This is a genomic window from Pseudoalteromonas sp. SIMBA_162, from assembly GCF_046535955.1.
Lineage (GTDB): Bacteria > Pseudomonadota > Gammaproteobacteria > Enterobacterales > Alteromonadaceae > Pseudoalteromonas > Pseudoalteromonas marina.
This window is the reverse complement of sequence record NZ_JAWJBQ010000011.1, coordinates 26,822-53,050: the sequence shown is the minus strand read 5'-3', so window position 1 is coordinate 53,050 and position 26,229 is coordinate 26,822. Positions and strand designations below refer to the sequence as shown.

The following is a 26,229-nucleotide window of genomic DNA, read 5'->3' as shown; positions in this document are numbered from 1 at the left end:
GCATAATATATGAACACTGATTTAGCTTAGGTGTTGTAAATAACAATTGAGTGACGCTTTTAAGACACTATTGTTGCCATTCTTGATTTACTCCTTGTTTTGCTTAAATTTACTACGATTAAGTCGTTGTTATTGGTTATAAGGCAGGTATACTGAGTTATAAATTAATGTACCTTTTGAGGATAAAATAATGGATTACAGCACTTCTGATTTATGTGACCACTTTGCTGACGTGGTTGACGTGCTAGAGCCAATGTTCATCAACTTTGGTGGTCGACACAGTTTTGGTGGCCGCATTAAAACGGTTAAATGTTTTGAAAATAATGAACTGATCCGCGAAATACTATCTCAAGACGGTACAGAACAAGTGCTATTAATTGACGGTGGTGGCTCTACTCGCCGTGCACTTATTGATATTGAACTTGCTGAACTAGCTTTTGAAAACAATTGGAATGGCATTGTTGTGTACGGAGCTGTCCGTCATGTAGATGAGCTAGAAGAGCTTGATGTAGGTATTCAAGCCATAGCATCAATCCCTGTGGCTGCCGACAGCGAAGGCGCTGGCGAAAATGGCATTGGTGTAAACTTTGCTGGTGTGTCGTTTTTCGATGACGACTTCATCTATGCCGATAGCACGGGTATTGTGCTATCTGCTGAGGAACTTGAGTTGGAAGTTGTAGAAGTATAACGTGACCACTCAGTTAAAAGTATATGATGAAAGCGCGGTTAAAGCTTTATGCTCTTCCCGCGCAAACGAAAAAAAAGCATGGCAAGCCATGTCTTTGCTCGACACTCACGTAGATGTTCAACAAGCCCTTGTTGATGCCGCTGAGTTTGGTATGCGCTACGTACTTTTAGGCATATGTGAAGACATTGGCCCTAAAGCCAATTTAGGCAATAGCGGAGCAAGTGAAGCTTGGCCTGCTTTTTTATGTAAATTTTTAAACCAACCCCATAATCAATTTATTGCCACTCAAAAAGTGTTGTTACTTGGCGAAGTTCACGTTGATGACCTAATGGCGCAAAGTAACCAATTAAACAACAAAAGCCCCGAACAACTTCAGCAATTACGTTTGCTATGCCAACAGTTAGATGAGCGCGTAGAAAGTGTATTAAATCTAATATTTAAAGCGGGTCTTGAGCCAATTGTGATTGGTGGCGGGCACAATAACTGCTTAGGGATTATTCGTGCACTTAGTAGTTCACAGCATACACCAGTTAATGCAATAAACTTTGACCCTCATGCTGACTTTAGAGAATGCGAAGGACGCCACAGTGGCAATGGGTTTCGATATGCTTATAACGAGAAGCTACTGAATAATTACCATGTTATTGGCCTACACGAGCAGAAAAATAACCAAGCAATTATTGATGCCATGACGCAGGCAAACTTCACGTTTGATAGCTACCAGTCACTCAAAGTAAAACGCGACATAACGCTTACTCAGTCTATTGATAAGGCTATTAACGGTTTTGATTCATTACCCCTTGGTATTGAAGTAGATCTAGACAGTATTACATTTATGCCTGTAAGTGCCTATACATGCTGTGGATTTAGTGTCAGCGACACTGAACATTTTATATATAAAGCAGCAAGTAACCGAAACGCTAAATACTTACACTTATGTGAGGCATCACCAAGCCAACATCCAAACGGACCTGAAATAGGCGCGGCGCATGTAGGACAAGTGATCAGTGCATTGGTAAATAGCTATTTACTGGCAAAAGAAAGCGAGTGCTCATTCAAATAAATTTGATCGTGATGTGGGGCTATAAATTAATAGATAATGTAACCTTAGCTGCATTACTCTCCTGTATTACAACCTTGAAACGTCAGTAAGGTAGCGCAAAACGAAGCCCTTTGCGCTCACTCTAATTAACCTTGTGCTTGTTGCCACTCTTTTAACCAGCTCATTAAGCCTATGCTACTGAGCGGATGCCCAAAGTAATAACCTTGGGCAGCATAGGCATTTAAACTTTTAACAAATTTAAGTTGCTCAAGGGTTTCCACCCCTTCAAAAATGACTTTTGTTTTTTGCTGATTATGCATTTCAACCATACCGCCAACTAAACTGCGGATATTATTTTGGTTGCTAAAATCAGCCGTTAATGACGGCGCTACTTTTATATATTCCACTGCTAAGCTAGGTAACTTAGAAAGCAGTACAGGGTTATCACCTAAGCCATCAACACAAAGCTTTAAGCCAATATTGTTCAGCCTTGCGATCATCGCTCTGCCTTTATCATCGAGCCCCGTAAATATATGTAATGGACACTCAACAATTAAATCCCCCATTTGTAATTTGTGCTCTGTTATTACATTATCAACAAACTCAACAAACTCTTCATTAAGCATTTCTGGGCCAAATACGTTAATGCTTAGCGGTATGGCTATGCCTTCTATTCTAAGTGCCATAGCAAGTTCTGCAGCCCGCTCTATAACAAACTTAGCAAGTGGGTAACCAAGCCCTGCAATTCTAATATCATCAATAAAACGATTAGCAGATAAAATCCCTTGTTTAGGATGCTGCCAACGCAATAACAATTCTAAAAATTCAATTTGACCATTTTTATTACAAATAACCGGTTGAAAATACAACTCAAGCTCACTTGCAAAGTCAATGTTAGCAAGCTCTTTTAAGCGCGCTTGCTGTTCCAATTGCTCAATCATCATTTGCTGGTGATAAGGCACCACTTTTTGAGTAGGCTGGCTATCAAGGGCTAAGTAGGCATAAGAAATTAAATCGTCAAAGTTAGTATCTTGCTCATTACAGGCAACGTAGCTTGCTCGCGCTTTCACTTCAACCGTACAATTGGCGACATTAAAAGGCTTAAGTGTTGCACCGAGTATGGTGTCAATAATCTGTTCGTGTAAATGCTTATGGTTGGCTAAGCTGCAAATAAACGCAAAATTTAACCCACCTAAATGAGCAAGTTTTTCATTACCCACTAAAGTAATCACTTCTTCGCTTTCTAATTGTTCTTGTATTCTATTTGCTGATTGCGCTAATAAAATATCGCCAAAGCCACGGCCTATATGCTGATTAACTTGCTCAAAGCCTTCAAGTCGAATAATAATAAGCACGGCTTCAACTTGAGTATCATCACACCACTCGTAGTAACCTTGGCGTAACTCTTTTTTGCTAGCAAATACTGAAAGGGGTGACTCTTCTACAAAGGCGTCGTCGACCTGCTTTGGGGCCATGCTAACCTTGGGCTCGTCACTTTCATCATTTAGCAAACCAACTACAGCACACAGTAATATAGCTAGTACAACCCAAAATAACGGCACATCCAATAACAAATGTGCTGAAAACAACACCACAAACAACAGTCCCGCGGCAGAGCTGGTAATAATCATACTCCAATTATTACGTTCGAATGATTGCCATAAATGAAAACAAAAACCAAAGGCCAATAAAATAGATAACCATGCTTCACCGCTACTTAAAATAGCTAAACCTACAACACCTGTGCATAAATAACTAAATTTAATGTTGGTATTTTTAACCGAAAATAAAGTGGTGATCATCGCCATTAAAAGCGCTCCACTAAAAAAAATCGGAAAATTACTGTCGGTTAATATATTCAAGTTAACGGCACTCGTATTCGTAAAAAAACTTTAACAACAACATGTTAAATATGAACAAAAATAATACAAACTAATTAAGTTTACCCAAAATCCATAAATTTGACAGTTTATTTACGCCGAATTGGTAACTTAATTGCGATGGGTGGCTTATTTGCCAATGTGCAATGTCGGCTCTGGCTCCCACTTTTAACACTCCTCTATCATTTAATCCCAGTGCTTTAGCTGCGTTGCTGGTAACACCTGCCAGTGCTTGCTCTGGTGTTAATCTAAAGAGTGTACATGCCATATTCATCATTAATTGCACCGAACACAGCGGTGAAGTACCTGGGTTAAAGTCGCTCGCAATCGCAATTGGCACCTTATATTGATTAAGTAGCTCTATGGGGGGCTGTTTAGTTTCTCTTAAAAAATAAAATGCCCCCGGTAACAGCACAGCCACAGTGCCAGCCTTTGCCATGGCTTCTACACCTTGCTCATCAAGGTACTCTATATGATCTGCCGATAATCCATTAAATTCGGCCACCAGCTCAGCACCATGCTGATTAGATAACTGCTCTGCATGGCATTTTACTGGCAAATTATGTTTAGCCGCCGCCGCAAATACGCGCTTAGTTTGCTCATAACTAAACCCTACATTTTCGCAAAACACATCAACGGCGTCGGCAAGCTCACCTGCAACGACTTGCTCAAGCATCTCGTTGCACACCAAGTCAATATATTCATCTGCACGGCCTTTGTATTCCTTAGGTAATGCATGAGCGCCTAAAAATGTTGTTTTTATATCAATAGGGTGATGCTCACCCAGTAGTCTTGCCACTTCTAATAGTTTAATTTCGTTTTCGGTATCAAGCCCATAACCCGACTTAATTTCAACTGTTGTTACGCCTTCTTTTAACAGTGTATTGAGCCTGTCTTTGGCATCAACAAATAGTTGCTCTCTATCTGCAGCTCTGGTTGCTTTTACTGTACTTGCAATGCCTCCGCCTTGCGCTGCAATTTGTTCATAGCTTACGCCTTGTAATCGCTGCTCAAATTCTTGCGCACGAGAACCAGCAAATACCAAATGTGTATGGCAATCTATTAAACCAGGTGTTAGCCATTGCCCTTTTATGCTCAAAGTTGGCGTTGCGAAAACGTCAAATGACGGCAGCGATGCTTGCTCACCTAGCCATACAATTTCTCCGTTTTTAATGGCTAACGCTGCATTTTTGATGATCCCATAAGGCGTATCTCTAGTGGGATCCATTGTGGCAATATTTGCATCGGTTAAAACTAAATCAATATTTTCTAAGTTATTATTTTGCTGAGTGTTTTGCATATTGCAGTCCATACATACCCTGACATGATTGAAATATAGTCTAACAACACATCTTGTATATACAAGAGGATTGTGTCATCTTATTTAATATAAATTACTCCTAATGCAGCTACCCAGTTAATGACAACACCTAAATTTGCGCAAATAAAACAATTTATTGTTGATAAAATTCGCAGCGGTTTGTGGCAAGAAAACCAACGCGTTCCCTCTGAAAACGAGCTAAGCACACAATTTAGCGTTAGCAGAATGACTGCTCGCCGCGCACTTAGCGAATTAACAGAATCTGGAATACTTACGCGTAGCCAAGGCCTTGGAACATTTGTTGCTTCGTTTAAGTCGCAGTCTTCATTACTTGAAATTAAAAATATTGCCGATGAAGTTAAAGAACGTAACGGCAACTACACCTGTAGCGTGCTTATACTTGAATCAATAAACGCGGTGGCCCCTATTGCTATCGCACTAGGAGTAGAAGTAGATAGCGTCGTGTACCGAAGCGTACTGGTTCATAACGAAAACGACAGCCCAATACAGCTTGAAGAACGCTTTGTAAACCCTGCGCTTGCTAGCGGCTATTTACAACAAGATTTTAGTGCAACGACTCCTCATGAGTATCTTTCAAGTGTTGCACCTCTCACCCAAGCTAGACACACAGTAGAAGCCATTATGCCCAACAACGAAATGTGCCAATGGTTAAACCTATATAACGAAGAGCCTTGCCTGCAAGTTATTCGCAGAACATGGTCAGTTAACGGTATTGTAAGTTTTGCACGACTTGTATCGCCTGGTAGCAAATACCGCTTGGGCGGACACTTAACGTTTAAAAAATAAGATAAACAAAATTGCGCATCATGCGCTTTTTTTGTAACAAATCACCTTGTATATACAACAGGAGCAACACATGACTAACCGACTCGACACAAGTCGCGTAATACGTGCACCGCATGGCGATATGATAAGCGCAAAAAGCTGGCAAACTGAAGCGGCAAAACGCATGCTCATGAACAATTTAGACCCTGAGGTTGCAGAGCATCCTCACGCATTAGTTGTTTATGGTGGTATTGGTAGAGCGGCACGTGATTGGCCAAGTTTTGATAAAATAATAGCAACCCTAGACCGATTAAATGATGACGAAACATTGCTTGTTCAGTCAGGTAAACCTGTTGGCGTATTTAAAACACACAGCAATGCTCCTCGCGTTTTAATTGCAAATTCAAACTTGGTACCCCACTGGGCTAACTGGGAGCACTTCAACGAGCTAGATAAAAAAGGTTTAATGATGTACGGCCAAATGACGGCTGGATCTTGGATTTATATTGGCTCTCAGGGCATTGTACAAGGCACATACGAAACATTTGTAGCTATGGCTAAACAACACTTTAATGGTCAAGCTAAAGGTAAATGGGTGTTAACAGGTGGCCTTGGTGGCATGGGCGGCGCGCAGCCACTGGCGGCAACTATGGCGGGCTTTTGCGCCTTAGTTGTTGAGTGTGACGAAAGCCGCATCGATTTTCGCATTAAAACTGGCTACGTTGATGTAAAAGCCACAAATCTTGAACATGCACTGCAGTTAATTACTGACGCATGCGTTAACGACAAAGCAATTTCGGTTGGTTTGCTGGGCAACGCTGCAGATATATTTAGCACACTTGTAAGCAGTGGCATTACACCCGATATAGTGACTGACCAAACATCAGCACACGACCCACTTAATGGTTACTTACCACAAGGTTGGACTATGGAGCACGCCGCAAAAATGCGTGAACAAAATCCAAAAGCGGTTGTAAAAGCAGCCAAACAATCAATGGCTGTACAAGTTAATGCCATGTTAGCCCTACAAAAAGCAGGCGCAGCAACCACTGACTACGGTAATAATATCCGCCAAATGGCATTTGAAGAAGGTGTTACAAACGCATTTGATTTCCCTGGCTTTGTTCCAGCTTATATCCGCCCATTATTTTGCCAAGGTATTGGCCCGTTTCGATGGGTCGCTTTATCGGGCGATCCAGAAGATATTTATAAAACAGATGCTAAAGTAAAAGAACTAATCCCTGATGATGCGCATTTGCACAATTGGCTTGATATGGCGCGCGAACGCATTCAATTCCAAGGCCTACCGGCTCGTATATGCTGGGTGGGTTTAAAAGACAGAGCACGCCTAGCACTGGCATTTAATGAAATGGTAAAAAATGGTGAGCTTAAAGCACCTATTGTTATTGGCCGTGATCATCTTGATTCTGGCTCAGTAGCAAGCCCTAATCGTGAAACAGAAAGCATGAAAGATGGTTCAGATGCCGTCTCTGATTGGCCATTGCTTAATGCGTTGCTTAACACTGCAAGCGGTGCTACGTGGGTATCACTTCACCATGGCGGTGGTGTAGGAATGGGCTTTAGCCAACACTCAGGTGTTGTTATTGTTGCCGATGGTACAGACGAAGCGAAAGCACGTGTTGGCCGCGTGCTTTGGAATGACCCCGCTACCGGTGTAATGCGCCATGCAGATGCCGGTTACGACATCGCAAAAAACTGTGCCAAAGAGCAAAACTTAGACTTACCAATGCTGAACGAGGAATAATCATGGTCGAACTAACTCTCACGCCCGGCTCGCTTGATTTAAATAGTCTAAGAAAGATTAATGCATCAAGTGTACAAATAAACCTTGAAAAAAATGCCGAATCTCAAATCGCTGCCAGCGCACAAACCGTTCAAAATGTCATTAATGAGCAACGCACAGTGTATGGAATTAACACCGGGTTTGGCCTGCTTGCTAATACCAAAATTGCCGATGACGAGCTTGAGCTACTTCAGCGTTCAATTGTGCTTTCTCATGCCGCTGGCATTGGCGAGTACATGGACGACAGCACAGTAAGATTGATGATTACACTAAAAATCAACTCACTTTCTCGTGGCTTTTCTGGCATTCGCTTACAAGTCATCGAGTTCTTTATACAGTTGCTAAATAGTGAAGTTTACCCATGCGTTCCTAAAAAAGGCTCTGTTGGCGCTTCGGGTGACTTAGCTCCACTTGCACATATGTGCTTACCCTTGCTAAGCGAAGGCCAGATGCGCCATCAGGGTAAAATAATCAGTGCGGCTGAAGGTTTGAAAATAGCAGGGCTTGAACCGCTTACGCTTGCAGCAAAAGAAGGTTTAGCGCTGCTTAACGGTACTCAAGCGTCTACCGCTTTTGCATTACAGGGGTTATTTAGAGCAGAAGATTTATATGCGCAAAGCTGTGTAATAGGCTCTATAAGTATTGAGGCAGCAATGGGTAGCCGCGCTCCATTTGACTCACGTATTCACGAAATTCGTGGGCAACGTGGTCAAATAGATACCGCACAAGTGTTTAGAGATTTGCTTGATACTCAATCACAAATTAGCGACTCCCATGTAAACTGTGAAAAAGTACAAGACCCTTATTGTTTACGTTGCCAACCTCAAGTATTAGGTGCGTGTTTAACACAAATACGCCAAGCGGCTGACGTATTGCTGTGCGAATCAAATGGTGTAACCGACAACCCACTCGTATTTGCCGATGTGGGCGATATTATTTCTGGCGGAAACTTTCACGCTGAACCTGTCGCTATGGCCGCCGACAACCTCGCTGTTGCAATTGCTGAAATTGGCGCTTTAGCAGAGCGCAGAATTGCTCTACTTATTGATTCTAACTTATCAAAATTACCGCCCTTTTTAGTTGAAAACGGTGGCGTAAACTCTGGCTTTATGATTGCTCAAGTAACAGCAGCAGCATTGGCATCTGAAAATAAATCGCTTGCGCATCCCGCGTCTGTAGATAGCTTACCAACATCGGCCAACCAAGAAGATCACGTTTCAATGGCTACGTTTGCCGCGAGGCGGTTACAAGAGATGGCAAATAATACACAAGGTGTTTTGGCTATAGAGTGGCTTGCATCAGTACAGGGCTTAGAATTTAGAAAACCGCTAAGCCCGTGTGAAAAAGTATTAAAGGCAAAAAATTTACTACGCGAATACGTGACCTACTACGATAAAGATCGCTATTTTGCACCCGATATAGAACAAACTAACGCCCTATTGAGCGAAGGTAAATTGTGCGACTTTATTGACCACAACCCACTCCCTTCTTATTAAAATAAGTGTTAAATACCGTACTGGTAAGTAAAGTCTAACGCCTCTATCGCTGAGCCAATAACCTTGCGCTCAGCTTTTTCATCGCTCGTAAATTTTGGCATTTCGCCACCATTCTGCTTACACTTTAATGCATAGTAATCGGCTTTTGTTGGGTGCTCGGGGTTAACGATATTGTAAATATTTTGTCCTACTTGCCAATGCGCTATTACCGCAAAAATAGCATTTATTACATCTTGCTGATGCACCATGTTAACCACTTGCTGACTTGAAGTATTAAGCTCTTTACCCGCAACAAACTTACCCGGCTCTCTGTTTGGGCCAAGTAATCCTGCTAAACGCAGTACCTTACCGTTTTGCTCAAGGACTTGCTCTTCGGCCTGATATAATTTTGTTTGCCTTGGATTGGCGCAAGCAATATCGCTACTTTCACTGTATACACCGGGTTCTTGGTCGTAAACCCCTGTGGATGAACATAATAAAAACCCTTTTGCATTTAACTTTTTAGACAACGCCAAGGCTGCAGTAAGTGTTTCTGGGTAATTACTCTCGCTATGACGACTTCGTGGTGGAATAGCACAGACCCAAAACGCATTGTCTAAATCAACCTGATGTATTAGCTGATTACCTTCTAATTTAAACTGGCGTTCAAAATCAAATTCTCGTGTATTAGACCGATGAGTACCCTGCACCTTCCAACCTGCCTGTTGTGCATTAACACATAGCGCATGACCTAACCAGCCAGCACCCAATACAACTAATTTATTTACCTTATTTTGCATGTTGACACACACCTTCGCGTTAAGCGCACCATTGTTTAATGCTGTTATCTGAGCATAATTTTCTAAAGTTCACAAATGTAACGCCCCCCTTGTTTTTAATTTTTTAAGCACCATATATTCACAGTTCATTACTATTTTTATAGTAATGAGTTAATACCACGGCTTTTTTAGAATGCAGATCAAATTTTTCTATTTTATATACAGATCTTTTGGCTGAGATAGTTTGTTGTTTGGCAGAGTCTGGTATAGTAGCGCACGTAATAAACAGTGCTTTTTGAATGGTTTAATACAAAATTGCTAATTAATATGTACTAAGTGTTACTTAAAAGCACATATTAATTACCAATTGTTAAAAATGGGTTAGCCGATACGCGGCTAACAACGAATTGATTGTAACGGTTTTATCATGATATCTAATTTATTTACCAAGATTTTTGGTAGTCGCAACGACCGCACTATTAAAAACTTTAGAAAGACGGTCGCGCTAATCAATGCGCTAGAAACACAGTTAGAAGCCCTTTCTGATGAAGATTTACGCGCTAAAACAGCAGAATTCAGAGAACGTTACGATAACGGACAAAGCCTTGACGATATTCTACCTGAAGCATTTGCAGTAGTTCGTGAAGCATCTAAACGCGTTAATGGCATGCGCCACTTTGACGTACAGTTACTAGGCGGCATGGTTTTACACGAAGGCCGTATTGCAGAAATGCGTACCGGTGAAGGTAAAACACTTACAGCAACCTTACCTGCTTACTTAAATGGCTTAACAGGTAAAGGCGTTCACGTTATTACCGTGAATGACTATCTTGCAAAGCGCGATGCTGAAACTAACCGTCCGTTATTTGAATTTTTAGGCCTAACGGTTGGCTGCAATGTTCCTGGCATGATGCCACAACAAAAAAAGCAAGCGTATGCCGCTGACATTACCTACGGTACAAACAACGAGTTTGGTTTTGATTACCTTCGCGACAACATGGCATTTAGTATTGATGAGCGCGTTCAGCGTCCATTGTTTTACGCTGTAGTCGATGAAGTTGATTCAATCCTAATTGATGAAGCGCGTACACCGCTTATCATCTCAGGCCCAGCCGAGGACAGCTCACAGCTATACACTGAAATAAATACCATCGTTCCTTTACTTGAACTACAAGAAAAAGAAGACGAGGAAGGTGTTGAAGGTGACGGCGATTACACAATCGATGAAAAGTCTAAGCAAGTTCATTTAACTGAGCGCGGCCAAGTTAAAGTAGAAGATTTACTTAGCGAGCGCGGCTTAATTGAAGAAGGCGATTCGCTGTACTCTGCCGCAAGTATTACCTTGTTAAGCCATGTATATGCTGCACTTCGCGCGCACAAATTATATCAAAAAGATGTTGATTACGTTGTTAAAGAAAACGAAGTTATCATCATTGACGAGCACACTGGTCGCTCAATGGAAGGTCGTCGTTGGTCTGAAGGTTTACACCAAGCTGTAGAAGCTAAAGAAGGTGTTAAAATTCAAAACGAAAACCAAACATTGGCGTCTATTACGTTCCAAAACTACTTCCGTTTGTACGAAACATTAGCGGGTATGACAGGTACAGCCGACACCGAAGCATTTGAGTTTCAGTCAATTTATGGCCTAGATACGGTTGTTATGCCAACTAATAAGCCTATGATCCGTGATGATCGCGCTGATTTAGTTTACCTAACGCAAGAAGAAAAGTACGAAGCTATTTTAGTTGATATTAAAGACTGTCAAGAACGCGGACAGCCTGTACTAGTAGGTACTATCTCAATTGAAAGCTCTGAGTACTTATCACAGTTTTTACGCAAAGAAAAAATTAAGCACAATGTACTTAATGCTAAATTCCACGCACAAGAAGCTGATATCGTCTCAGATGCAGGTTTACCTGGTACTGTTACCATTGCAACTAACATGGCCGGTCGTGGTACCGATATTGTGCTAGGTGGTAACTGGAATAGCGAAGTTGAAAAACTAGAAAATCCAACTGATGAAAAAATTGCTGAAATTAAAGCTGCATGGAAACTTCGCCACGATGCAGTTATTGATGCTGGCGGTTTGCACATTATTGGTACTGAGCGCCATGAATCGCGCCGTATAGATAACCAATTACGTGGTCGTTCTGGCCGTCAAGGTGATGCTGGTTCTAGCCGTTTTTACCTTTCGATGGACGATGCGCTTATGCGTATATTTGCCGGCGAACGCATGACTAACATGATGCGTAAACTAGGTATGCAACGCGGTGAAGCAATTGAACACCCATGGGTTAACCGCGCAATTGAAAATGCACAGCGTAAAGTAGAAGCACGTAACTTTGATGTTCGTAAACAGCTACTTGAATACGATGACGTAGCAAACGATCAACGTCGTGTTGTTTACTCTCAGCGTAATGAATTACTTGAAGAAGGTGATATTTCAGAAACTATCACTGCAATTCGTGGTGACGTACTAAGCAATACAATAGATCAATACATCGCTCCACAAAGCCTTGCTGAAATGTGGGATGTACCAGGTCTTGAAGAGCGCTTAAAACAAGACTTCTTAATTGAGCTACCAATTACTCAATGGTTAGCAGACGACAATAAACTATACGAAGAAAAACTTCGTGAGCGTATTGAAGAAGCTGTTGACCAAGCTTACAAGCAAAAAGAGCAGCAAGTTGGTGATTCAGTTCTACGTCAATTCGAAAAAGCAATTATGCTTCAAAGTCTTGACCAACATTGGAAAGATCACCTTGCGGCGATGGATCATTTACGCCAAGGTATTCACTTACGTGGCTACGCGCAAAAGAATCCAAAGCAAGAGTACAAACGCGAGTCGTTTGAACTGTTCTCTGAAATGCTTGAAAACTTAAAAGTTGATGTAGTTAGCATTTTAAGTAAAGTACAAGTACGTGCAGAAGAAGATGTTGAAAAAGTAGAAGAGCAACACCGTAAGAGTGAAAATGCCCCTCGCGAGTACCAACATGAAGAAGCTGAGCACGTAGGCGGCGAAGCACCTCCAAGTGCGACGGTAATGGCCAGAACAGAGCCAAAAGTTGGTCGTAACGATCCGTGTCCTTGTGGTTCAGGTCAAAAATTCAAGCAATGTTGTGGTAAATTAAAATAACCACGCATTGTAAGTAATTAAAAAGCGGCGCTTGCGTCGCTTTTTTTATGGGATAAAAATATGACAATAAAAATAGTAAATGTAGCCGTTGGTGTAATTAAAAAAAATAATGCAATATTTATCTGCAAACGTGCCGATGAGCAACATCAAGGTGGCTTATGGGAGTTTCCTGGTGGTAAAGTTGAAGCGAATGAAAGTGTATTTGCAGCGCTTAAACGTGAGTTGACTGAAGAAGTAGGTATTACTATTCACAGCTCTAGCCAACTCATGGTGATCGAACATGATTATGGCGACAAATGCGTAAAACTCGATATTCACGTTGTCAGTAACTTTAGCGGTGAAGCGCATGGCGCTGAAGGGCAACCTAGTGAATGGGTAAATATTAGTGAGTTAACTCACTATGACTTCCCTGCCGCTAATGCTGAAATAATTGAAAAACTGCAATCTCGATACGCTTGATTAAGTGAGTTACAATGAATAACACTGTACAAAATACGTTGAGTAAACTGCTAAAACTCAACCCTGAAACAACTCAGTTGAGTACCATCAGCAGCGGCCATATAAATAGCACATGGCTACTAACACATTTTGATCAGCGATTTATTGTGCAAAAACTTAACACTCATGTATTTAAGTACCCAGCTCAAATTGTCAGTAACGCACAACTTATTGAGCAACACCTAAATACTAAGCAGAAGCAAAACAACTATCCGCTCGATATTGTTAAACACATTAACACAGGCAACAACGAGTATTTAACCATACTTAATGAAGAGCCATATCGCGTACTTAACTATATTGAGCACAGTTACAGCGAGGATGTTGTTAAAAACCCAGAGCAAGCGCATCAAGCTGCTTTGGCCTTTGGTACTTTTGCAAGTGCCTTACACGATTTTGACACAGCCACACTGCATACTGTGATTGATGATTTTCATAACTTGGCTATGCGCTTTGAGCAGCTAAACACAGCAATGACGCATAGTGATGAAAGCAGGCTTAACCGCAGTAAAAAAGACATTGAATTTTGCTTATCGCAACAACACTTAGTTGATGAACTTAAAGCTATAACTCAGCATTTACCTATTCGAGTTTGCCACAACGACACTAAAATCAATAATATGCTCTACTGCAGTAAAACTCATAAAGCGAAAGCTGTTATTGATTTAGACACCTGCATGCCTGGTTTTTTATTACACGATTTTGGCGATATGGTACGTACATTTTGCTGTGCAGAAGCAGAGGATTCGACACGTCTTGATAAGGTTGTTATTAGAAAAGAGGTTTTTGAAGCACTCGTTAAAGGTTACTTAGCACCACTCAAACCAATATTGAGTAAACAAGAACAGCTCAGTTTACTTTTAGGCGCTAAAATAATGCCCCTGATGCTCAGTGTGCGCTTTTTAACAGATTACTTAAATAACGACGTGTACTTTAAAACCGCATACCCCGAACACAATTTAGTACGCACTCAAAACCAACTCGCTTTATATAAAAACATTTTAGTTAACGAAGCATGGATGTACGAAACCCTAATGAAACAATAAAGTAAGCGTTTAAAATTTCGTATCAAAAAAGCCAGTAAGTTAAACTTACTGGCTTTTTTATTCACTGGTTTTTAGTTAACTAATACCAATCTGCTTAATTAAGTGATCTATTTTGAGGATAGATAAACGTGTTGATAGCTAGGCAAAAAATTCGTTATTTAGTTATTCTAAATGAGAATTTTTTAACGCAGATAACGACACTTTTAGCCCCTAAAAATAATCAAGTATTATTGCGAATTGGTATAACATTATCTGATTACCAAATTTTTACGCGATCTTCTGGTTTGATATACATTTTGTCGCCTTCTTTTACATCAAACGCTTCGTAAAACTCTGGCATATTAGACAAAATACCAATGACACGATAATGGCTTGGTGAATGCGAGTCGGTCATTAAACGGTTACGTAATTCTTCATCGCGGTAGTTACGACGCCAAATTTGCGACCACCCCATAAAGAAGCGTTGATCGCCTGTGTAACCATCAATAACTGGTGCTTTATTATCACCTAATGATAGCTGATATGCCTTATATGCGACTGTTAACCCACCTAGGTCACCAATATTTTCGCCAAGCGTAAGCTCACCATTTACATTCGCATCGTCAAACGGTTTGTACTTGTTAAATTGCTCAACTAACGCACCTGAACGCTCCTCAAACTGTTTAAGGTCACTTTCAGTCCACCAGTTACGTAAATTACCATCGCCGTCGTATTTAGAGCCTTGGTCGTCAAAACCATGGCCTAGCTCGTGTCCAATTACCGCACCAATAGCACCATAGTTTACCGCATCATCCGCTTCTAAGTTAAAGAATGGCGGTTGTAAAATAGCAGCAGGGAATACAATTTCGTTGTTTACCGGGTTGTAGTAGGCATTCACTGTTTGCGGTGTCATGTACCACTCTGAACGGTCAACAGGTTTGCCTAATTTGGCAATCATGTCTTTATACGCCCATTGACTGTAACGAATGTAGTTACCTACTAGCTCGTCTGAATTAATTTCAAGCTCAGAGTAATCCTTCCACTTATCTGGGTAGCCAATTTTAGGAATAAATTTGTCTAGTTTTTCCTGTGCTGCAATTTTTGTTTCAGGCCCCATCCAATCAAGACCTTCAATTGCAACGCTGTAACCTTTAATTACGTTATCAACTAGCTCTTCCATACGTGCTTTAGCTTCAGGCGGAAAATTGTCTTTAACGTACACTTTACCTAAAATTTCACCTAACACACTGTTAGACGCATCTACGGCTTTTTTCCAAAGTGGTGCTTGCTCTTCTACACCACGTAATGTCGTACTGTAAAAGTTAAATTTAAGGTCAACCAAATCATCATTTAATAGCTGCGCATAGCCACTCACAAAATGAAACTTAAGGTAGTTTTTCCAGGTTGCTAAGTCGGTGTTTTGATAAATACCACCCAGCGCTTCTAAAAAGCTTGGTTGGCGCACAATAATATCAGCGGTGTTTACACCTGCCTCTTTAAAAAACGTAGATAAATCAAGCTCTCCAGCAAGTTTATCAGCCTCTGCTAGGGTCATTTTATTGTATGACTTAGTTGCATCACGGCTTTGTACACGGCTCCACTGCGCATCAGCAATGGTTTTTTCAAAGGCAAGTACGCTTGCTGCTGCTTGTGCGGCCTCTTTGACACCCGCTTTAGCTAATACATCAGTTATGTATTGCTCATAAGAGGCGCGAATTTTAGTAAATTTCTCATCGTCTTTTAAGTAGTAATCGCGATCAGGTAAACCCAAGCCAGATTGAGATAAATACAAAGCATATTCGCTTGAATTTTTAGCATCGTTATTGATAAACCAACCAAACGGTAGAGTGCCGCCTTGCTGTTGAATAGACGCCATAAGGCTAATTAGATCAGACTTAGATTTTACACTATCAATACTATCTAGCGACGGTTGCAGCGGTGTAACACCAAGCTCATTACGGGCGTTTTTATTCATATAGCTTTTATAAAACGCGCCAATTTTGTACTCGTCGCTGCCTTTTTCAGCCGACTTATTGGCCGCTGCGTTTTCAAGCGCCGTTTTCATCGCTTTTTGCGACTCATCATATAATTGCGAAAAAGAACCATAGTTAGACTTGTCACCTGGAATTTCGGTTGTTGCTAACCAAGTGCCATTTACATGGTAGTAAAAGTCATCCTGCGGGCGAACTGAGCTGTCCATATTAGCCAATTCAATACCTAGCTCTAACGGTTTTTCTGCCGGTGCTGTTGCTGCTTGAGTGTCAGCTACTTGGGTTTCTTGTTGTTTTTCGCCACAGCCCACCAAGCCAAGCGCAAGTGCAATACTTGCAGCGGCCATTGTTACTTTATTCATAATTAATCCATTTGTTAGTCAATTTTATAAATTGCTCATACCAACTCCATTAAGCTCTTTAACAAGATAGCAGTCAGCTATTACTTAATGGAATGGGCATCAACTTACACTAATTATTGAGTGCAATAACGCTATAATAAACCTGATTTTGAGAACATTGAAATAGATTATGTAACAAAGTATTTTGAATGAGATAAACGTTCTAAATTGCCCTATCAATACCTTAATAAAACAGCCGGCAATTAACCCTTATTTTTACCGTGCAGGGCCAAACGTTGTAACTTCTCTTTTAATGAAGGTGGTGCTGAGTCGGCAATCGCATTTAAATAATCGGCTGTTTGTTCACTCATTTTACGTGAATTTGTGACGGCGGCTGATGCGGGTTTGTTGGCCGAACTTAATCGCTGAGTTGCCTGTGGATTAGCTGTAATTTTAATTTGCCCTAGTTCAGCCATACCTGCCGCTCTAAAGTGCGAAAGCATATCCATTTTTAAATAATTAAGTCGAAGCGCTATCGGGGCCGATACCGCTTCAATCATTAAAGTACCATCGCGATAATTACTTACGCGGCACTTATCCCCTAATTTAGGGCCTAAAAAATCTTTAAGTAAAGTTTGCTGAGTATCAAGAGCTTGGCTTTTACCAGCGTAAGCCGACAGACGGTTGTTTAGGCCCGCCATAATATCGGTGAGTGGTTTTGGTGCGTATCTATCTTTAGCCATTAAATATCTCAACTCGTACTTATTTACACACTTAAATTTAGCACCATCAGAGTAAACTTAAGTGTGTCCATAATTAAGCATAAATCAGGTATTAAGCACCCGCTATTTGCATTTGCTCGATTAGAACAGAGCCAGTTTGAATGCCGCCTCTGCGCTCAATATCACCACCGATAGCAGAAATTCCTTTAAACATATCTTTTAAATTACCGGCAATCGTAATTTCACTTACTGGATATTGGATCTCTCCATTTTCAACCCAAAAACCACCAGCACCTCGAGAGTAATCACCTGTTACTGTGTTTACGCCTTGCCCCATAAGCTCGGTAACTAACAAGCCGGTACCCATTGTTTTTAACAATGCTTTTAAATCATTATGCGTTTGTTCTACTAACCAGTTGTGAATACCGCCGGCATGACCTGTAGGGGTCATATTCATTTTACGCGCGGCGTAACTTGCTAATAAATAAGTTTGTAACTCACCACCTTGAATTATTTCACGATCAACCGTTTTAACACCTTCGCTATCAAACGGTGATGAAGCTAATCCTTTTAAAATATGCGGGCGTTCAGCAATATTTACACAATGACTAAATACTTGCGTACCTAAACTATCGAGTAAAAAGCTCGACTTACGATAAAGTGCGCCACCGCCAATCGCTGACACTAAATGACCAAATAATGAGTTTGCAATATCAGCCCTAAATATAACCGGGACTTTCATTGTTCCTAATTTTTGGCTGTTTAATTTAGCCAATGTTTCTGATGCGGCTTCAAGCCCAACCGCTGCTGCATCAGTCAGACCTGCTTGATCGCGGGCAACCGTGTATGCTGAGTCGCGTTGCATTTGTTCACCATCTTTACCAATTACCATGGTGCTGATGCTATGACGAGTGCGAGGAAAGCCAGCAATTAAACCATGGCTGTTTCCATAAACACGAAGCCCTTGATGCGATGAAAAACTCGCACCATCAGAATTTACAATACGTTCATCAGCATTTAATGCCGCTTGCTCGGCAGTATGGCAAAGCTCAATACCTTGTTCTGGGTTTATATCCCAAGGGTGGTATAAATCGAGATCTTGTGGATTAAACTCAAGTAGCTCTTTATCGGCGACCCCATTGAAAGGATCGTCTGATGTGAACTTTGCAATATCAATCGCTTTCTCTACCACTGTGCGCAATGTTTTAGGGTTTAAATCAGCCGTTGAGGCAGACCCTTTATTATTGCCAACATAAACACTAATCCCCAGGCCACCATCTTGGTTAAACTCAATGGTTTCTACTTCACCCATTCGTGTACTCACCGATAAACCCGACGTGCTAGACATTGCTGCTTCAGCTGCTGTAGCACCTAATTTTTTAGCATGTTCGAGTACTTCGGCTACCGCATCTTTAACCTGCGATATTTGAGAATAAATTGGATCGTTTTGTTGGCTTTTCATAAATTAAGTCCTGAGCCTTAGAGGCATAATGCATGCATTTCTTATAGTTAAATGCTAACACACTCACTGCACCACATCAGCTAATATTAATCACTAAAAGAATGGCGTATAATGTCGCCAGTTATTTTTATTTAAGAGCACCCCATGGCGAAGAAAAAAGGCAAGCCTGCTGAAATTGAAGAAGAAATTGAATACGTATCAAGAACAGAGCTTAAGCGCGAAGCACAAGAATTTCATCAGTTAGGTTCTGAAATTGCCAAAATGGGTAAAAAGCAGCGTGAGCGCCTACCATTAAATGACGATTTAAAAGAAGCGATGGTTGTTGCTGATAAAATTAGTAACAAAAGTGATGCATACCGTCGTCATTTAAATTACATTGCAAAAACGCTTCGCACAGTAGAAAACATTGAAGATATTAAAGCTATTATCGATGTAATGCTTAATAAAAATAACCAAGCTGAAGTATTGGTTAAAAAAATAGAGCAACTGCGCTCAGACCTAATAGAACAAGGTGATAGTCTTATAAACGAGACTATTGAGCAGTTCCCATCGCTTGATCGTCAAAAAATGCGTCAATTAGTCCGTAATGCAGCAAAAGAAGTCAAAGCCGAAAAGCCAGGTAAAGGCTATAAAGAGCTTTTTCAGTATTTAAAAGATGCGCATACCGTCACGTATTAACGCGTAATACGTTGTGATAAAAAGGTGCTTCGGCACCTTTTTTGTTATAGATCAACATATCTCCTTAGTTACTTTTTTATAATCACGGCTCTAGTTAAAACTTAGGTGCGCGTGATGATAAAACTTCCTCAATGGGACCAAGCTCTCATTAATAAATACAATGTGTCTGGTCCGCGGTATACATCCTACCCTACCGCATTATCTTTGAATGAGGGATACGATAAACACGATTTAATCAGCGCTGTAGAATCATCTCAATCTCGTTCGCTTTCTCTATATGTTCATATTCCATTTTGCAGTCAGCTTTGCTACTACTGTGGTTGTAATAAAATAATCACTCGCCACCAATCTAAAGCCGATACATATATAGACTTTTTAGCAAAAGAAATTGCCGCACAAGCACCTTTGTTTAAGCACTACAGCGTTGAGCAACTGCATTTAGGTGGAGGCACTCCTACCTTTTTAACCCCTCAACAAATGAAACGCTTAATTACCCTGCTCGAACAGCACTTTAATTTTACCAGCACAACAGAGCGCGGTATTGAAGTTGACCCACGATCGCTTGCTGAAAATATGTTGGTTGATTTAAGAATGCTTGGTTTTAACCGAGTGTCGTTTGGGATTCAAGACTTTAATGACGACGTGCAACTTGCAGTTAATCGCCCTCAAAATGCCGATACCGTTAAGCGGTTAATTACTCAGGCACGTGAATTGGGCTTCAAATCAATTAACGCCGATATGATTTACGGGCTTCCACTGCAAACCCCCGAAAGCTTTAAACAAACAATAGAGCAACTCATTGAGCTTAGCCCCGATCGTGTTTCGGTATTTAACTACGCTCACTTACCAGAGCGATTTGCCGCACAACGTAAAATAAAAGAGCACGACTTACCAAACGCTCACGACAAGTTAACCATGTTTAAAAATACCTTAGAGCAGATGACACAAGCAGGTTATCAGTTTATTGGTATGGATCACTTCGCGAAAGCAGACAACGAGCTGGCTATCGCACAAAATGAAGGCCAATTGCATCGAAACTTTCAAGGTTATACAACGCATGGTAATTGTGATTTATTAGGGCTGGGTGCATCGTCTATTTCACAAATTGGCACCGCTATTTTACAAAATAAAAAAGAGCTAAAGCATTACTACCACAGCATTGAAACGCAAAGCGGCTGCGCACTTAGTAAAGGTATGCATTTAACCCATGATGATGTTATTCGAGCGGATGCTATTAAGCAGCTTATTTGTCAGTTTGAACTAAATATAGACGAGTTTGCTAAAAAGTATCATATTGAATTTGATACCTACTTTGCGGAGGCATTGGTTTCTCTTAAACCACTTATAGACGATAACATGGTGATTATTGAAAACAATCACGTCAGTGTCACACCACGGGGTAACTTATTCATTCGTATAATTTGTATGTGTTTTGATGCCCACTTACAAAATAAAATCAACGCAACGCGTTTTTCTCGAGTCATTTAGCCCCCTAATTAAATATTATTTGGGCACAAAAAAAGCATACCTAGGTATGCTTTTTTAATGTTATGTACGAGATTTAGTTAAAAACTACGTTTTCACTACCTGGAGCAGCTTTGAACTCAGAGATAATCTTAACGCAATCGGCCTTAATCTCATCACTGTAGCTTTCTTCTGCACGCCAACGCGCCGTGTCTTGCTTAAATATTTCTTTTTTAGAATATTTTTTTCGGGCATCGTGTGTCGGCATTTCTTTTACCACTTGGTACATCTTATAAATGCCAGGGTACTGTATGGTTAAATCTCGCTCGTCTTCAAAGCCATATTGCGACATAAGCACCCACACGCGCAAACATCCCTCTGAAAACTCACATTGTTCTTCTTTCATTGCGCGCGCAATTAGATGAATACTGTCGGCGAGCTTAGCATTTCGCTTTAAACGAGATGCTGCAAGCTTTTGCTTTTGCTCTGCTTGCTTTTTAGCTATTAACTTTTTTTGTGCACTTAACTTGTACAACAACTGACCCGCATAAAATGCCAAACCAGCTATAATAATAGCGCCTAAACACAAGGCTATGATCACAGCAGTACTCATTGATTACCCTTAATTACTTATCTTCGTCTTCATCATCGTCTAGCCATTCACTGGCAAGATCGTTTGATAAATACTGGTCGAAGTCTGAATTACTCTCTTCGCCAAAGTCATCTTCATCATCAAACTCGTCTTCATCCTCAAGGCCTAATAATTTGCATAGAACCTGATGGCGAGCAATTCGACTATTAAAGTACTTAGCATCTTTACCAGTCAGCATCTCACCGCCTTCATGACGCTCAACCAACTTAAGTAAGCGTACATCATTTTCAAGCTCTTCAAGCTCTTGTTCTGGTGTAAGCTCTGGCTGAACTACTTTTTTAAGTTCAACCACTGGTTTTAAGTTACGTTTCATTTCTACTTTTGGTTCAGCAGCAACAGGCACTAAAGACACCGGCTTTTTACTACCAATACGTTTATCTCTTGAACCTGAATGCGATGTTTGGTTTTGTTCTTCAACCAAATCTGGCGCATTACGAGAACCAGGCTTAGCACCTTTGGTTTTTTTAACACGCTGCTCTTTTAACGCACGCATTTCTTTAAGCTTATCTTGGCTTAAGCGAACAGGTCCATTTGATGGGATTTTGCGTGACTTTTTCTTTCTACTCATATCTTGATCATCTCACTTAAGAGGTTTTGAGCGAGGCGTATATTAATAGGCATCGCAATGCTGGCATAGCCAGAAGAATTCAGTTTGCGCTTTAGAGGTTGGGCTTCTCTTTAACATGACGCACTAGCATATTGCTAAACGGTGGGTATTGTAACAGGACAAATAAAAAGGCGGTAGAGAAAACATCTCTACCGCCTACTAATCTGAGCGCCATAAAATGGACACTTCTCCCTTCGACTTTTTTAGTCTTTGTTATTTTTATTATTATCAGTCCGTATTGTTATTATTTTTACGTTCCTTGTTTCATTCCATTTTGTTTTTATTATTAAACTTCCATGAGTTATTTTATTATTTTCGGTCATCCTGACTCTTTTGTAGTATTTCCTTTAGTAGCACAATCTTTGTGCTATGTAGTCGTGCCGCGCTACTTTCCTTATAGCTGTTTCCATTTTTTTATTGTTTTTTGCGACAGCTGTTAATTTACTCGTTAATAATTTTGTTACAACTGGTTTATATCTTTTTTCTTACATTACAGCCATACATAAATAAAAGCCTATTTAAATAACAACAACTTAACAAATAAAAGACATTTAAAATAAGACTTTTACCATACATCCGTATGGTCAATGTCTTACAAAGTGAAAGACGATATCGCGAATTTCAGACACAAAAAAAGCAACCGAGGCTGCTTTTTTTTCATATTACACTGTAGTTGGTATCTAAATTTAGATAAATACGACTTTAGTGTAAACCGCCTAAGTACTTAGAAAGCACTTCAATGTCTTTGTCTGTTAGCTTTTTAGCGATGTCACCCATCATACCGTTTAGGTCATTATGGCGTGTACCATTACGAAACTTTTCAAGCTGAGACTTTATGTACTCTGGGTGCTGAAAAGACACTTTTGGAAACTTAGCTAACGATGAGCCGTTACCACGAGGACCATGACACGAAGCACATGAAGGAATTCCTCGCTCTGCATCACCCGCTTTATAGAGCATAGCGCCGACTTCAACGACGTCTTTAGGTGTTGAACCCTCTGACATGTTTAGTGACGAAAAGTAAGCTGCCAGATCTTTCATGTCTTGTTCGCTTAGTGGCATTGCCATTGCGCTCATTACAGGATCCATACGGCCTTCTTTCCCGCCTGATGTCATACCTAGTTTCAAATCCTGAAGTTGCTTTAGGATATAATCTGGGTGTTGGCCTGCAATTTTAGGGTAAATAGTAATCGGTGCATTACCGTCTGGGCCGTGACATGCCGCACACGTTGCTGATTTTTGTTTACCTGCGTTTACATCGCCATCAAATGCTGTTGCGTTGCTTGCTGACAACGCACCAAGCAATATTGTTAAAGATAGTGCTATTTTTTTCATGGTGAATTCTCTGTTCCCGACCCTGTATCATCTACAATCATGATGTTGCAATACATATATTCTACACGATAATAAATTCTCTGGCACGTTTTCTACACATATTAAGCTTATAATTTACAGGGTTTTGACTAAGGTGAAGCTTTAATATGCTTTAAATGTACCACAGACACTGATTTAAGGTATTTAAATACGCTTTTTAATACATCTTTTATAGTATAAAATACGTGCCCTAAGTAAATTTGGTTTACTTAATGTTATTTTTAAAGTTTTAGGAGAGCCTGTGCTCAAATCTCGTATCAAATATAATACCGCGTCTTTCGTTACAAGCGCTCCAGACATTACTAAATTACCTGCTGATACGGGAATTGAAGTTGCGTTTGCGGGTCGTTCTAATGCTGGTAAATCAAGTGCGCTAAATGCATTAACCGATCAAAAATTAGCACGTACGAGTAAAACCCCTGGGCGAACTCAGTTAATTAATACCTTTGAGTTAGCTGATGTTGATAACATGCGCCTCATAGATTTACCAGGCTACGGTTTTGCCAAAGTACCAATTGAAATGAAGAAGAAATGGCAAAAGTCATTAGGTGAATATCTTCAAAAACGCCAAAGCTTAAAAGGAATAGTTGTTTTAATGGATATTCGTCATCCGTTAAAAGATTTAGACCGCGACTTAATTAATTGGGCGATTGGAAGCGAGATTCCAGTATTGGCCCTGCTAACAAAAGCTGATAAATTAAAGCAAGGTGCAAGAAAGGCACAAGTACTAAAAGTTCGCCGCGAACTAAGCGAGCTGGACGGTGATATTACTGTCCATGCATTTTCATCTTTAAAAGGCACTGGATTACCAGAAGTAGCTAAAAAACTAGACGAGTGGTATTTAGGCCCCGTTATCGCGATACCACCTGCAGAAAAAGTATCTGACGAAAGCAGTTCAGACACTGCAAGCTAACTTAAGTAAAACACCTCACCTGCAGATTGAATAAAATAGCCGAGCTCATCAGACTCGGCTTTTTCTGCCCACTGATAAAACACACTTCTTGCTATACGTGCACTACAACCAAAAGGTAATATTAAATAAGGTACTTTAGCGCCCTTATAATTTTTTACCTGCAAAGGCTGCTGCTGGCAAACAATCCACTGCCTGGCTAAATTATCGATACAACACAAAGCCTCGCCTTCATTAGTTTGCTTTAAAAACCAATCAACAATAATAAACGGCGCATCTTCTACTGTAATCGTTACTTTTTCGATAGGTGTTTTTAAATAAAAATGTGCACCCTCTTTGCACAATACAGAAGCAAACAATTTGACCATAGGTAGTCTTGTTATTTTACTACCATCGTAAAACCATTCCCCTTGGTCGTTAATAACGATTGGCAACTCACCACAATGAGAGGGTTGCCAACTATCAAAGGGCTTACTCGGCTCACTTAACTGTTTACTGAGCTCATTAAGCGAAATCACTGTTTATTAAGCGTTAATGCAAATGAAACTGGGATAGCCGTTGCAATCGAAGGCAAACCAGCAAGCTCTTGTAACTGTTTAACTCCCTCTGTCACACCAAAGTCGCCACTATTTATGATGACTGGCGTGAATGAAGCAAGCGTCAAATCACCACTTTTATTGCTATTTACCAGCACATCAATTGATAGTGATTTTTTGTTACCATGAAAATCAAGCTCTGCGCTAATACCTTTTAATACGTGACTACCCGGTTTTTTAATTATTACTAACGACTGCTTCAAATTAGCTGTTAGCACGGCTTTTGGGAATGTATTTACTTCAAACAAAAGGCTTGTAAGCCTTTGATTACGAATAGGTATATACGTTTCTGCTGATGCTAAATCTATATAAACATTAAACTCACCTTTATCGTTAAGCTTACCTTCGATTGCAGTGAAGTGATGGGCTTCAGCAATCGTGTCTTTCTTTATAGAAACAAAACTTACCTGGCTTTTATCGTTGTCTAGCAGCCAATTAGCAAAGGCAAAATTAGACATAAGTAAACTTGATAACGAAAGGCCTGTAATCACTAACGCTTTAAACATAACGCACTCCTTTAAATACATAGATGAAGGTAAAACCTCATTGAATACTATCATTTAGAAATAACATAAACCATACTAAAATATGAGATTGTAATATCGCAACTAATACTCGCTATAATTACGGAATTTAAACGTAAAGATGATCACAATAGAAGTAATAATTAGGTCGAGAATACTGAAAAGTGCGGAATAAAAAACGGCCTAATAAAAGGTTATTAGGCCGATATAGCAAACTGGGGAGTCGCTAACAATTTGTTGCATCTTTACAGACGCATCATCAACAGGATGTCCTACAGAGTAGGACGGGCGGGACTTTAACAAAAGCGCGCATAAAAATACAATCATATTCTGCATTAATAGTTAGAATTGACGAACATGTAACCATTTGGCATAAATAATTACCTATTTTAACCAATTATTAACTAAATTCTGTATATATAAAATTGACCGTTAAGGTACTACTATTTTTAATACACATAAAAAAAGCGCCTA

Annotated in this window: 22 protein-coding genes; 11 read left to right on the top strand and 11 right to left on the bottom strand. The window is 40.3% G+C overall.

Annotated features, from left to right (window positions below):
* The first annotated feature begins 190 nt into the window (after positions 1 to 190).
* Both rraA and R0J88_RS09950 read left to right on the top strand, forming a co-directional pair.
* A complete protein-coding gene (gene rraA / locus R0J88_RS09955) occupies positions 191 to 688 on the top strand; it encodes a ribonuclease E activity regulator RraA (protein WP_006793083.1) in 498 nt (165 codons plus the stop codon).
* A 1-nt stretch (position 689) separates the two neighbouring features.
* Positions 690 to 1,751, top strand: a complete 1,062-nt coding sequence (locus R0J88_RS09950) for a formimidoylglutamase (RefSeq protein WP_410899808.1) — start codon at positions 690 to 692, stop codon at positions 1,749 to 1,751.
* A gap of 125 nt (positions 1,752 to 1,876) precedes the next feature.
* Here the strand turns inward: R0J88_RS09950 and R0J88_RS09945 are convergent, their stop codons facing one another.
* The gene (locus tag R0J88_RS09945) at positions 1,877 to 3,538 is read right to left on the bottom strand and encodes an EAL domain-containing protein (RefSeq protein ID WP_410899807.1); all 1,662 of its coding nucleotides are present in this window, start codon (positions 3,536 to 3,538) and stop codon (positions 1,877 to 1,879) included.
* Between the two features lie 124 nt (positions 3,539 to 3,662).
* Positions 3,663 to 4,910 carry an imidazolonepropionase gene (hutI, locus tag R0J88_RS09940; RefSeq protein WP_410899806.1) on the bottom strand — a complete coding sequence of 416 codons (1,248 nt, stop codon included), beginning with the start codon at positions 4,908 to 4,910 and terminating at the stop codon, positions 3,663 to 3,665.
* A gap of 120 nt (positions 4,911 to 5,030) precedes the next feature.
* Between hutI and hutC the strand changes: the two genes are divergently transcribed.
* From hutC to hutH, 3 genes are all read left to right on the top strand, one after another.
* Positions 5,031 to 5,738, top strand: coding sequence for a histidine utilization repressor (gene hutC, locus R0J88_RS09935; protein ID WP_203985887.1), 708 nt, complete (start codon positions 5,031 to 5,033; stop codon positions 5,736 to 5,738).
* 70 nt (positions 5,739 to 5,808) lie between these two features.
* Positions 5,809 to 7,482 (top strand): urocanate hydratase, encoded by a 1,674-nt coding sequence (gene hutU, locus R0J88_RS09930; RefSeq protein WP_006793078.1) that lies wholly within the window; start codon positions 5,809 to 5,811, stop codon positions 7,480 to 7,482.
* A gap of 2 nt (positions 7,483 to 7,484) precedes the next feature.
* Positions 7,485 to 9,017 carry a histidine ammonia-lyase gene (gene hutH / locus R0J88_RS09925; protein WP_410899805.1) on the top strand — a complete coding sequence of 511 codons (1,533 nt, stop codon included), beginning with the start codon at positions 7,485 to 7,487 and terminating at the stop codon, positions 9,015 to 9,017.
* Between the two features lie 8 nt (positions 9,018 to 9,025).
* On the opposite strand, the gene R0J88_RS09920 is transcribed toward hutH, so the two are convergent.
* Positions 9,026 to 9,796, bottom strand: a complete 771-nt coding sequence (locus R0J88_RS09920) for an NADP-binding protein (protein ID WP_410899804.1) — start codon at positions 9,794 to 9,796, stop codon at positions 9,026 to 9,028.
* 406 nt (positions 9,797 to 10,202) lie between these two features.
* Here R0J88_RS09920 and secA point away from each other — a divergent pair, with 406 nt between their 5' ends.
* The 3 genes from secA to R0J88_RS09905 are packed head-to-tail and all read left to right on the top strand — an operon-like array spanning position 10,203 to position 14,455.
* Complete coding sequence (gene secA / locus R0J88_RS09915; RefSeq protein WP_410899803.1) at positions 10,203 to 12,911, top strand: preprotein translocase subunit SecA; 2,709 nt, start codon at positions 10,203 to 10,205, stop codon at positions 12,909 to 12,911.
* A gap of 60 nt (positions 12,912 to 12,971) precedes the next feature.
* The gene (gene mutT, locus R0J88_RS09910; protein ID WP_008128201.1) at positions 12,972 to 13,370 is read left to right on the top strand and encodes an 8-oxo-dGTP diphosphatase MutT; all 399 of its coding nucleotides are present in this window, start codon (positions 12,972 to 12,974) and stop codon (positions 13,368 to 13,370) included.
* A 14-nt stretch (positions 13,371 to 13,384) separates the two neighbouring features.
* The gene (locus tag R0J88_RS09905; RefSeq protein WP_410899802.1) at positions 13,385 to 14,455 is read left to right on the top strand and encodes a phosphotransferase enzyme family protein; all 1,071 of its coding nucleotides are present in this window, start codon (positions 13,385 to 13,387) and stop codon (positions 14,453 to 14,455) included.
* A 256-nt stretch (positions 14,456 to 14,711) separates the two neighbouring features.
* Here the strand turns inward: R0J88_RS09905 and R0J88_RS09900 are convergent, their stop codons facing one another.
* The 3 genes from R0J88_RS09900 to pmbA form a co-directional block, all read right to left on the bottom strand.
* A complete protein-coding gene (locus R0J88_RS09900) occupies positions 14,712 to 16,787 on the bottom strand; it encodes a M13 family metallopeptidase (RefSeq protein WP_008133226.1) in 2,076 nt (691 codons plus the stop codon).
* A 242-nt stretch (positions 16,788 to 17,029) separates the two neighbouring features.
* Positions 17,030 to 17,509: a DUF721 domain-containing protein gene (locus R0J88_RS09895; RefSeq protein ID WP_006793071.1), complete on the bottom strand. Its 480-nt coding sequence runs from the start codon at positions 17,507 to 17,509 to the stop codon at positions 17,030 to 17,032.
* Positions 17,510 to 17,600: 91 nt separating this feature from the next.
* Entirely contained in the window at positions 17,601 to 18,950 is a 1,350-nt protein-coding gene (gene pmbA, locus R0J88_RS09890; protein WP_203985863.1) for a metalloprotease PmbA, read from the bottom strand.
* Between the two features lie 144 nt (positions 18,951 to 19,094).
* Between pmbA and yjgA the strand changes: the two genes are divergently transcribed.
* Together yjgA and hemN are read left to right on the top strand one after the other, a co-directional pair.
* Entirely contained in the window at positions 19,095 to 19,628 is a 534-nt protein-coding gene (yjgA, locus tag R0J88_RS09885; protein ID WP_006793069.1) for a ribosome biogenesis factor YjgA, read from the top strand.
* Between the two features lie 114 nt (positions 19,629 to 19,742).
* Positions 19,743 to 21,116 carry an oxygen-independent coproporphyrinogen III oxidase gene (hemN, locus tag R0J88_RS09880; protein WP_410899801.1) on the top strand — a complete coding sequence of 458 codons (1,374 nt, stop codon included), beginning with the start codon at positions 19,743 to 19,745 and terminating at the stop codon, positions 21,114 to 21,116.
* A 73-nt stretch (positions 21,117 to 21,189) separates the two neighbouring features.
* Here hemN and R0J88_RS09875 read toward each other — a convergent pair whose 3' ends face one another.
* From R0J88_RS09875 to R0J88_RS09865, 3 genes are all read right to left on the bottom strand, one after another.
* Positions 21,190 to 21,705, bottom strand: coding sequence for a DUF2489 domain-containing protein (locus R0J88_RS09875; RefSeq protein ID WP_058428231.1), 516 nt, complete (start codon positions 21,703 to 21,705; stop codon positions 21,190 to 21,192).
* A gap of 13 nt (positions 21,706 to 21,718) precedes the next feature.
* Entirely contained in the window at positions 21,719 to 22,312 is a 594-nt protein-coding gene (gene yihI / locus R0J88_RS09870; RefSeq protein ID WP_008133239.1) for a Der GTPase-activating protein YihI, read from the bottom strand.
* A 741-nt stretch (positions 22,313 to 23,053) separates the two neighbouring features.
* Positions 23,054 to 23,686 carry a c-type cytochrome gene (locus R0J88_RS09865; protein WP_006793065.1) on the bottom strand — a complete coding sequence of 211 codons (633 nt, stop codon included), beginning with the start codon at positions 23,684 to 23,686 and terminating at the stop codon, positions 23,054 to 23,056.
* A gap of 280 nt (positions 23,687 to 23,966) precedes the next feature.
* Here R0J88_RS09865 and yihA point away from each other — a divergent pair, with 280 nt between their 5' ends.
* Complete coding sequence (yihA, locus tag R0J88_RS09860) at positions 23,967 to 24,638, top strand: ribosome biogenesis GTP-binding protein YihA/YsxC (protein ID WP_410899800.1); 672 nt, start codon at positions 23,967 to 23,969, stop codon at positions 24,636 to 24,638.
* Here yihA and R0J88_RS09855 read toward each other — a convergent pair.
* Complete coding sequence (locus tag R0J88_RS09855; protein WP_410899799.1) at positions 24,635 to 25,153, bottom strand: DUF1285 domain-containing protein; 519 nt, start codon at positions 25,151 to 25,153, stop codon at positions 24,635 to 24,637. The two genes, yihA and R0J88_RS09855, sit on opposite strands and share 4 nt — an antisense overlap.
* Complete coding sequence (locus tag R0J88_RS09850; protein WP_410899798.1) at positions 25,150 to 25,737, bottom strand: YceI family protein; 588 nt, start codon at positions 25,735 to 25,737, stop codon at positions 25,150 to 25,152. The genes R0J88_RS09855 and R0J88_RS09850 overlap by 4 nt, the downstream gene beginning before the upstream one ends.
* Between the last annotated feature and the right edge of the window lie 492 nt (positions 25,738 to 26,229).

Excerpts from the sequence above, each read along its gene's own strand:
- secA (WP_410899803.1), top strand. The coding sequence starts at position 10,203 with ATGATATCTAATTTATTTACCAAGATTTTTGGTAGTCGCAACGACCGC.
- hutH (WP_410899805.1), top strand. The coding sequence starts at position 7,485 with ATGGTCGAACTAACTCTCACGCCCGGCTCGCTTGATTTAAATAGTCTA.
- R0J88_RS09895 (WP_006793071.1), bottom strand. The coding sequence starts at position 17,509 with ATGGCTAAAGATAGATACGCACCAAAACCACTCACCGATATTATGGCG.
- mutT (WP_008128201.1), top strand. The coding sequence starts at position 12,972 with ATGACAATAAAAATAGTAAATGTAGCCGTTGGTGTAATTAAAAAAAAT.
- rraA (WP_006793083.1), top strand. The coding sequence starts at position 191 with ATGGATTACAGCACTTCTGATTTATGTGACCACTTTGCTGACGTGGTT.
- yihI (WP_008133239.1), bottom strand. The coding sequence starts at position 22,312 with ATGAGTAGAAAGAAAAAGTCACGCAAAATCCCATCAAATGGACCTGTT.
- hutI (WP_410899806.1), bottom strand. The coding sequence starts at position 4,910 with ATGCAAAACACTCAGCAAAATAATAACTTAGAAAATATTGATTTAGTT.
- R0J88_RS09865 (WP_006793065.1), bottom strand. The coding sequence starts at position 23,686 with ATGAAAAAAATAGCACTATCTTTAACAATATTGCTTGGTGCGTTGTCA.
- R0J88_RS09850 (WP_410899798.1), bottom strand. The coding sequence starts at position 25,737 with ATGTTTAAAGCGTTAGTGATTACAGGCCTTTCGTTATCAAGTTTACTT.
- R0J88_RS09900 (WP_008133226.1), bottom strand. The coding sequence starts at position 16,787 with ATGAATAAAGTAACAATGGCCGCTGCAAGTATTGCACTTGCGCTTGGC.
- R0J88_RS09905 (WP_410899802.1), top strand. The coding sequence starts at position 13,385 with ATGAATAACACTGTACAAAATACGTTGAGTAAACTGCTAAAACTCAAC.
- R0J88_RS09920 (WP_410899804.1), bottom strand. The coding sequence starts at position 9,796 with ATGCAAAATAAGGTAAATAAATTAGTTGTATTGGGTGCTGGCTGGTTA.
- pmbA (WP_203985863.1), bottom strand. The coding sequence starts at position 18,950 with ATGAAAAGCCAACAAAACGATCCAATTTATTCTCAAATATCGCAGGTT.
- hutC (WP_203985887.1), top strand. The coding sequence starts at position 5,031 with ATGACAACACCTAAATTTGCGCAAATAAAACAATTTATTGTTGATAAA.
- hemN (WP_410899801.1), top strand. The coding sequence starts at position 19,743 with ATGATAAAACTTCCTCAATGGGACCAAGCTCTCATTAATAAATACAAT.
- R0J88_RS09945 (WP_410899807.1), bottom strand. The coding sequence starts at position 3,538 with ATGGCGATGATCACCACTTTATTTTCGGTTAAAAATACCAACATTAAA.
- hutU (WP_006793078.1), top strand. The coding sequence starts at position 5,809 with ATGACTAACCGACTCGACACAAGTCGCGTAATACGTGCACCGCATGGC.
- R0J88_RS09875 (WP_058428231.1), bottom strand. The coding sequence starts at position 21,705 with ATGAGTACTGCTGTGATCATAGCCTTGTGTTTAGGCGCTATTATTATA.
- yjgA (WP_006793069.1), top strand. The coding sequence starts at position 19,095 with ATGGCGAAGAAAAAAGGCAAGCCTGCTGAAATTGAAGAAGAAATTGAA.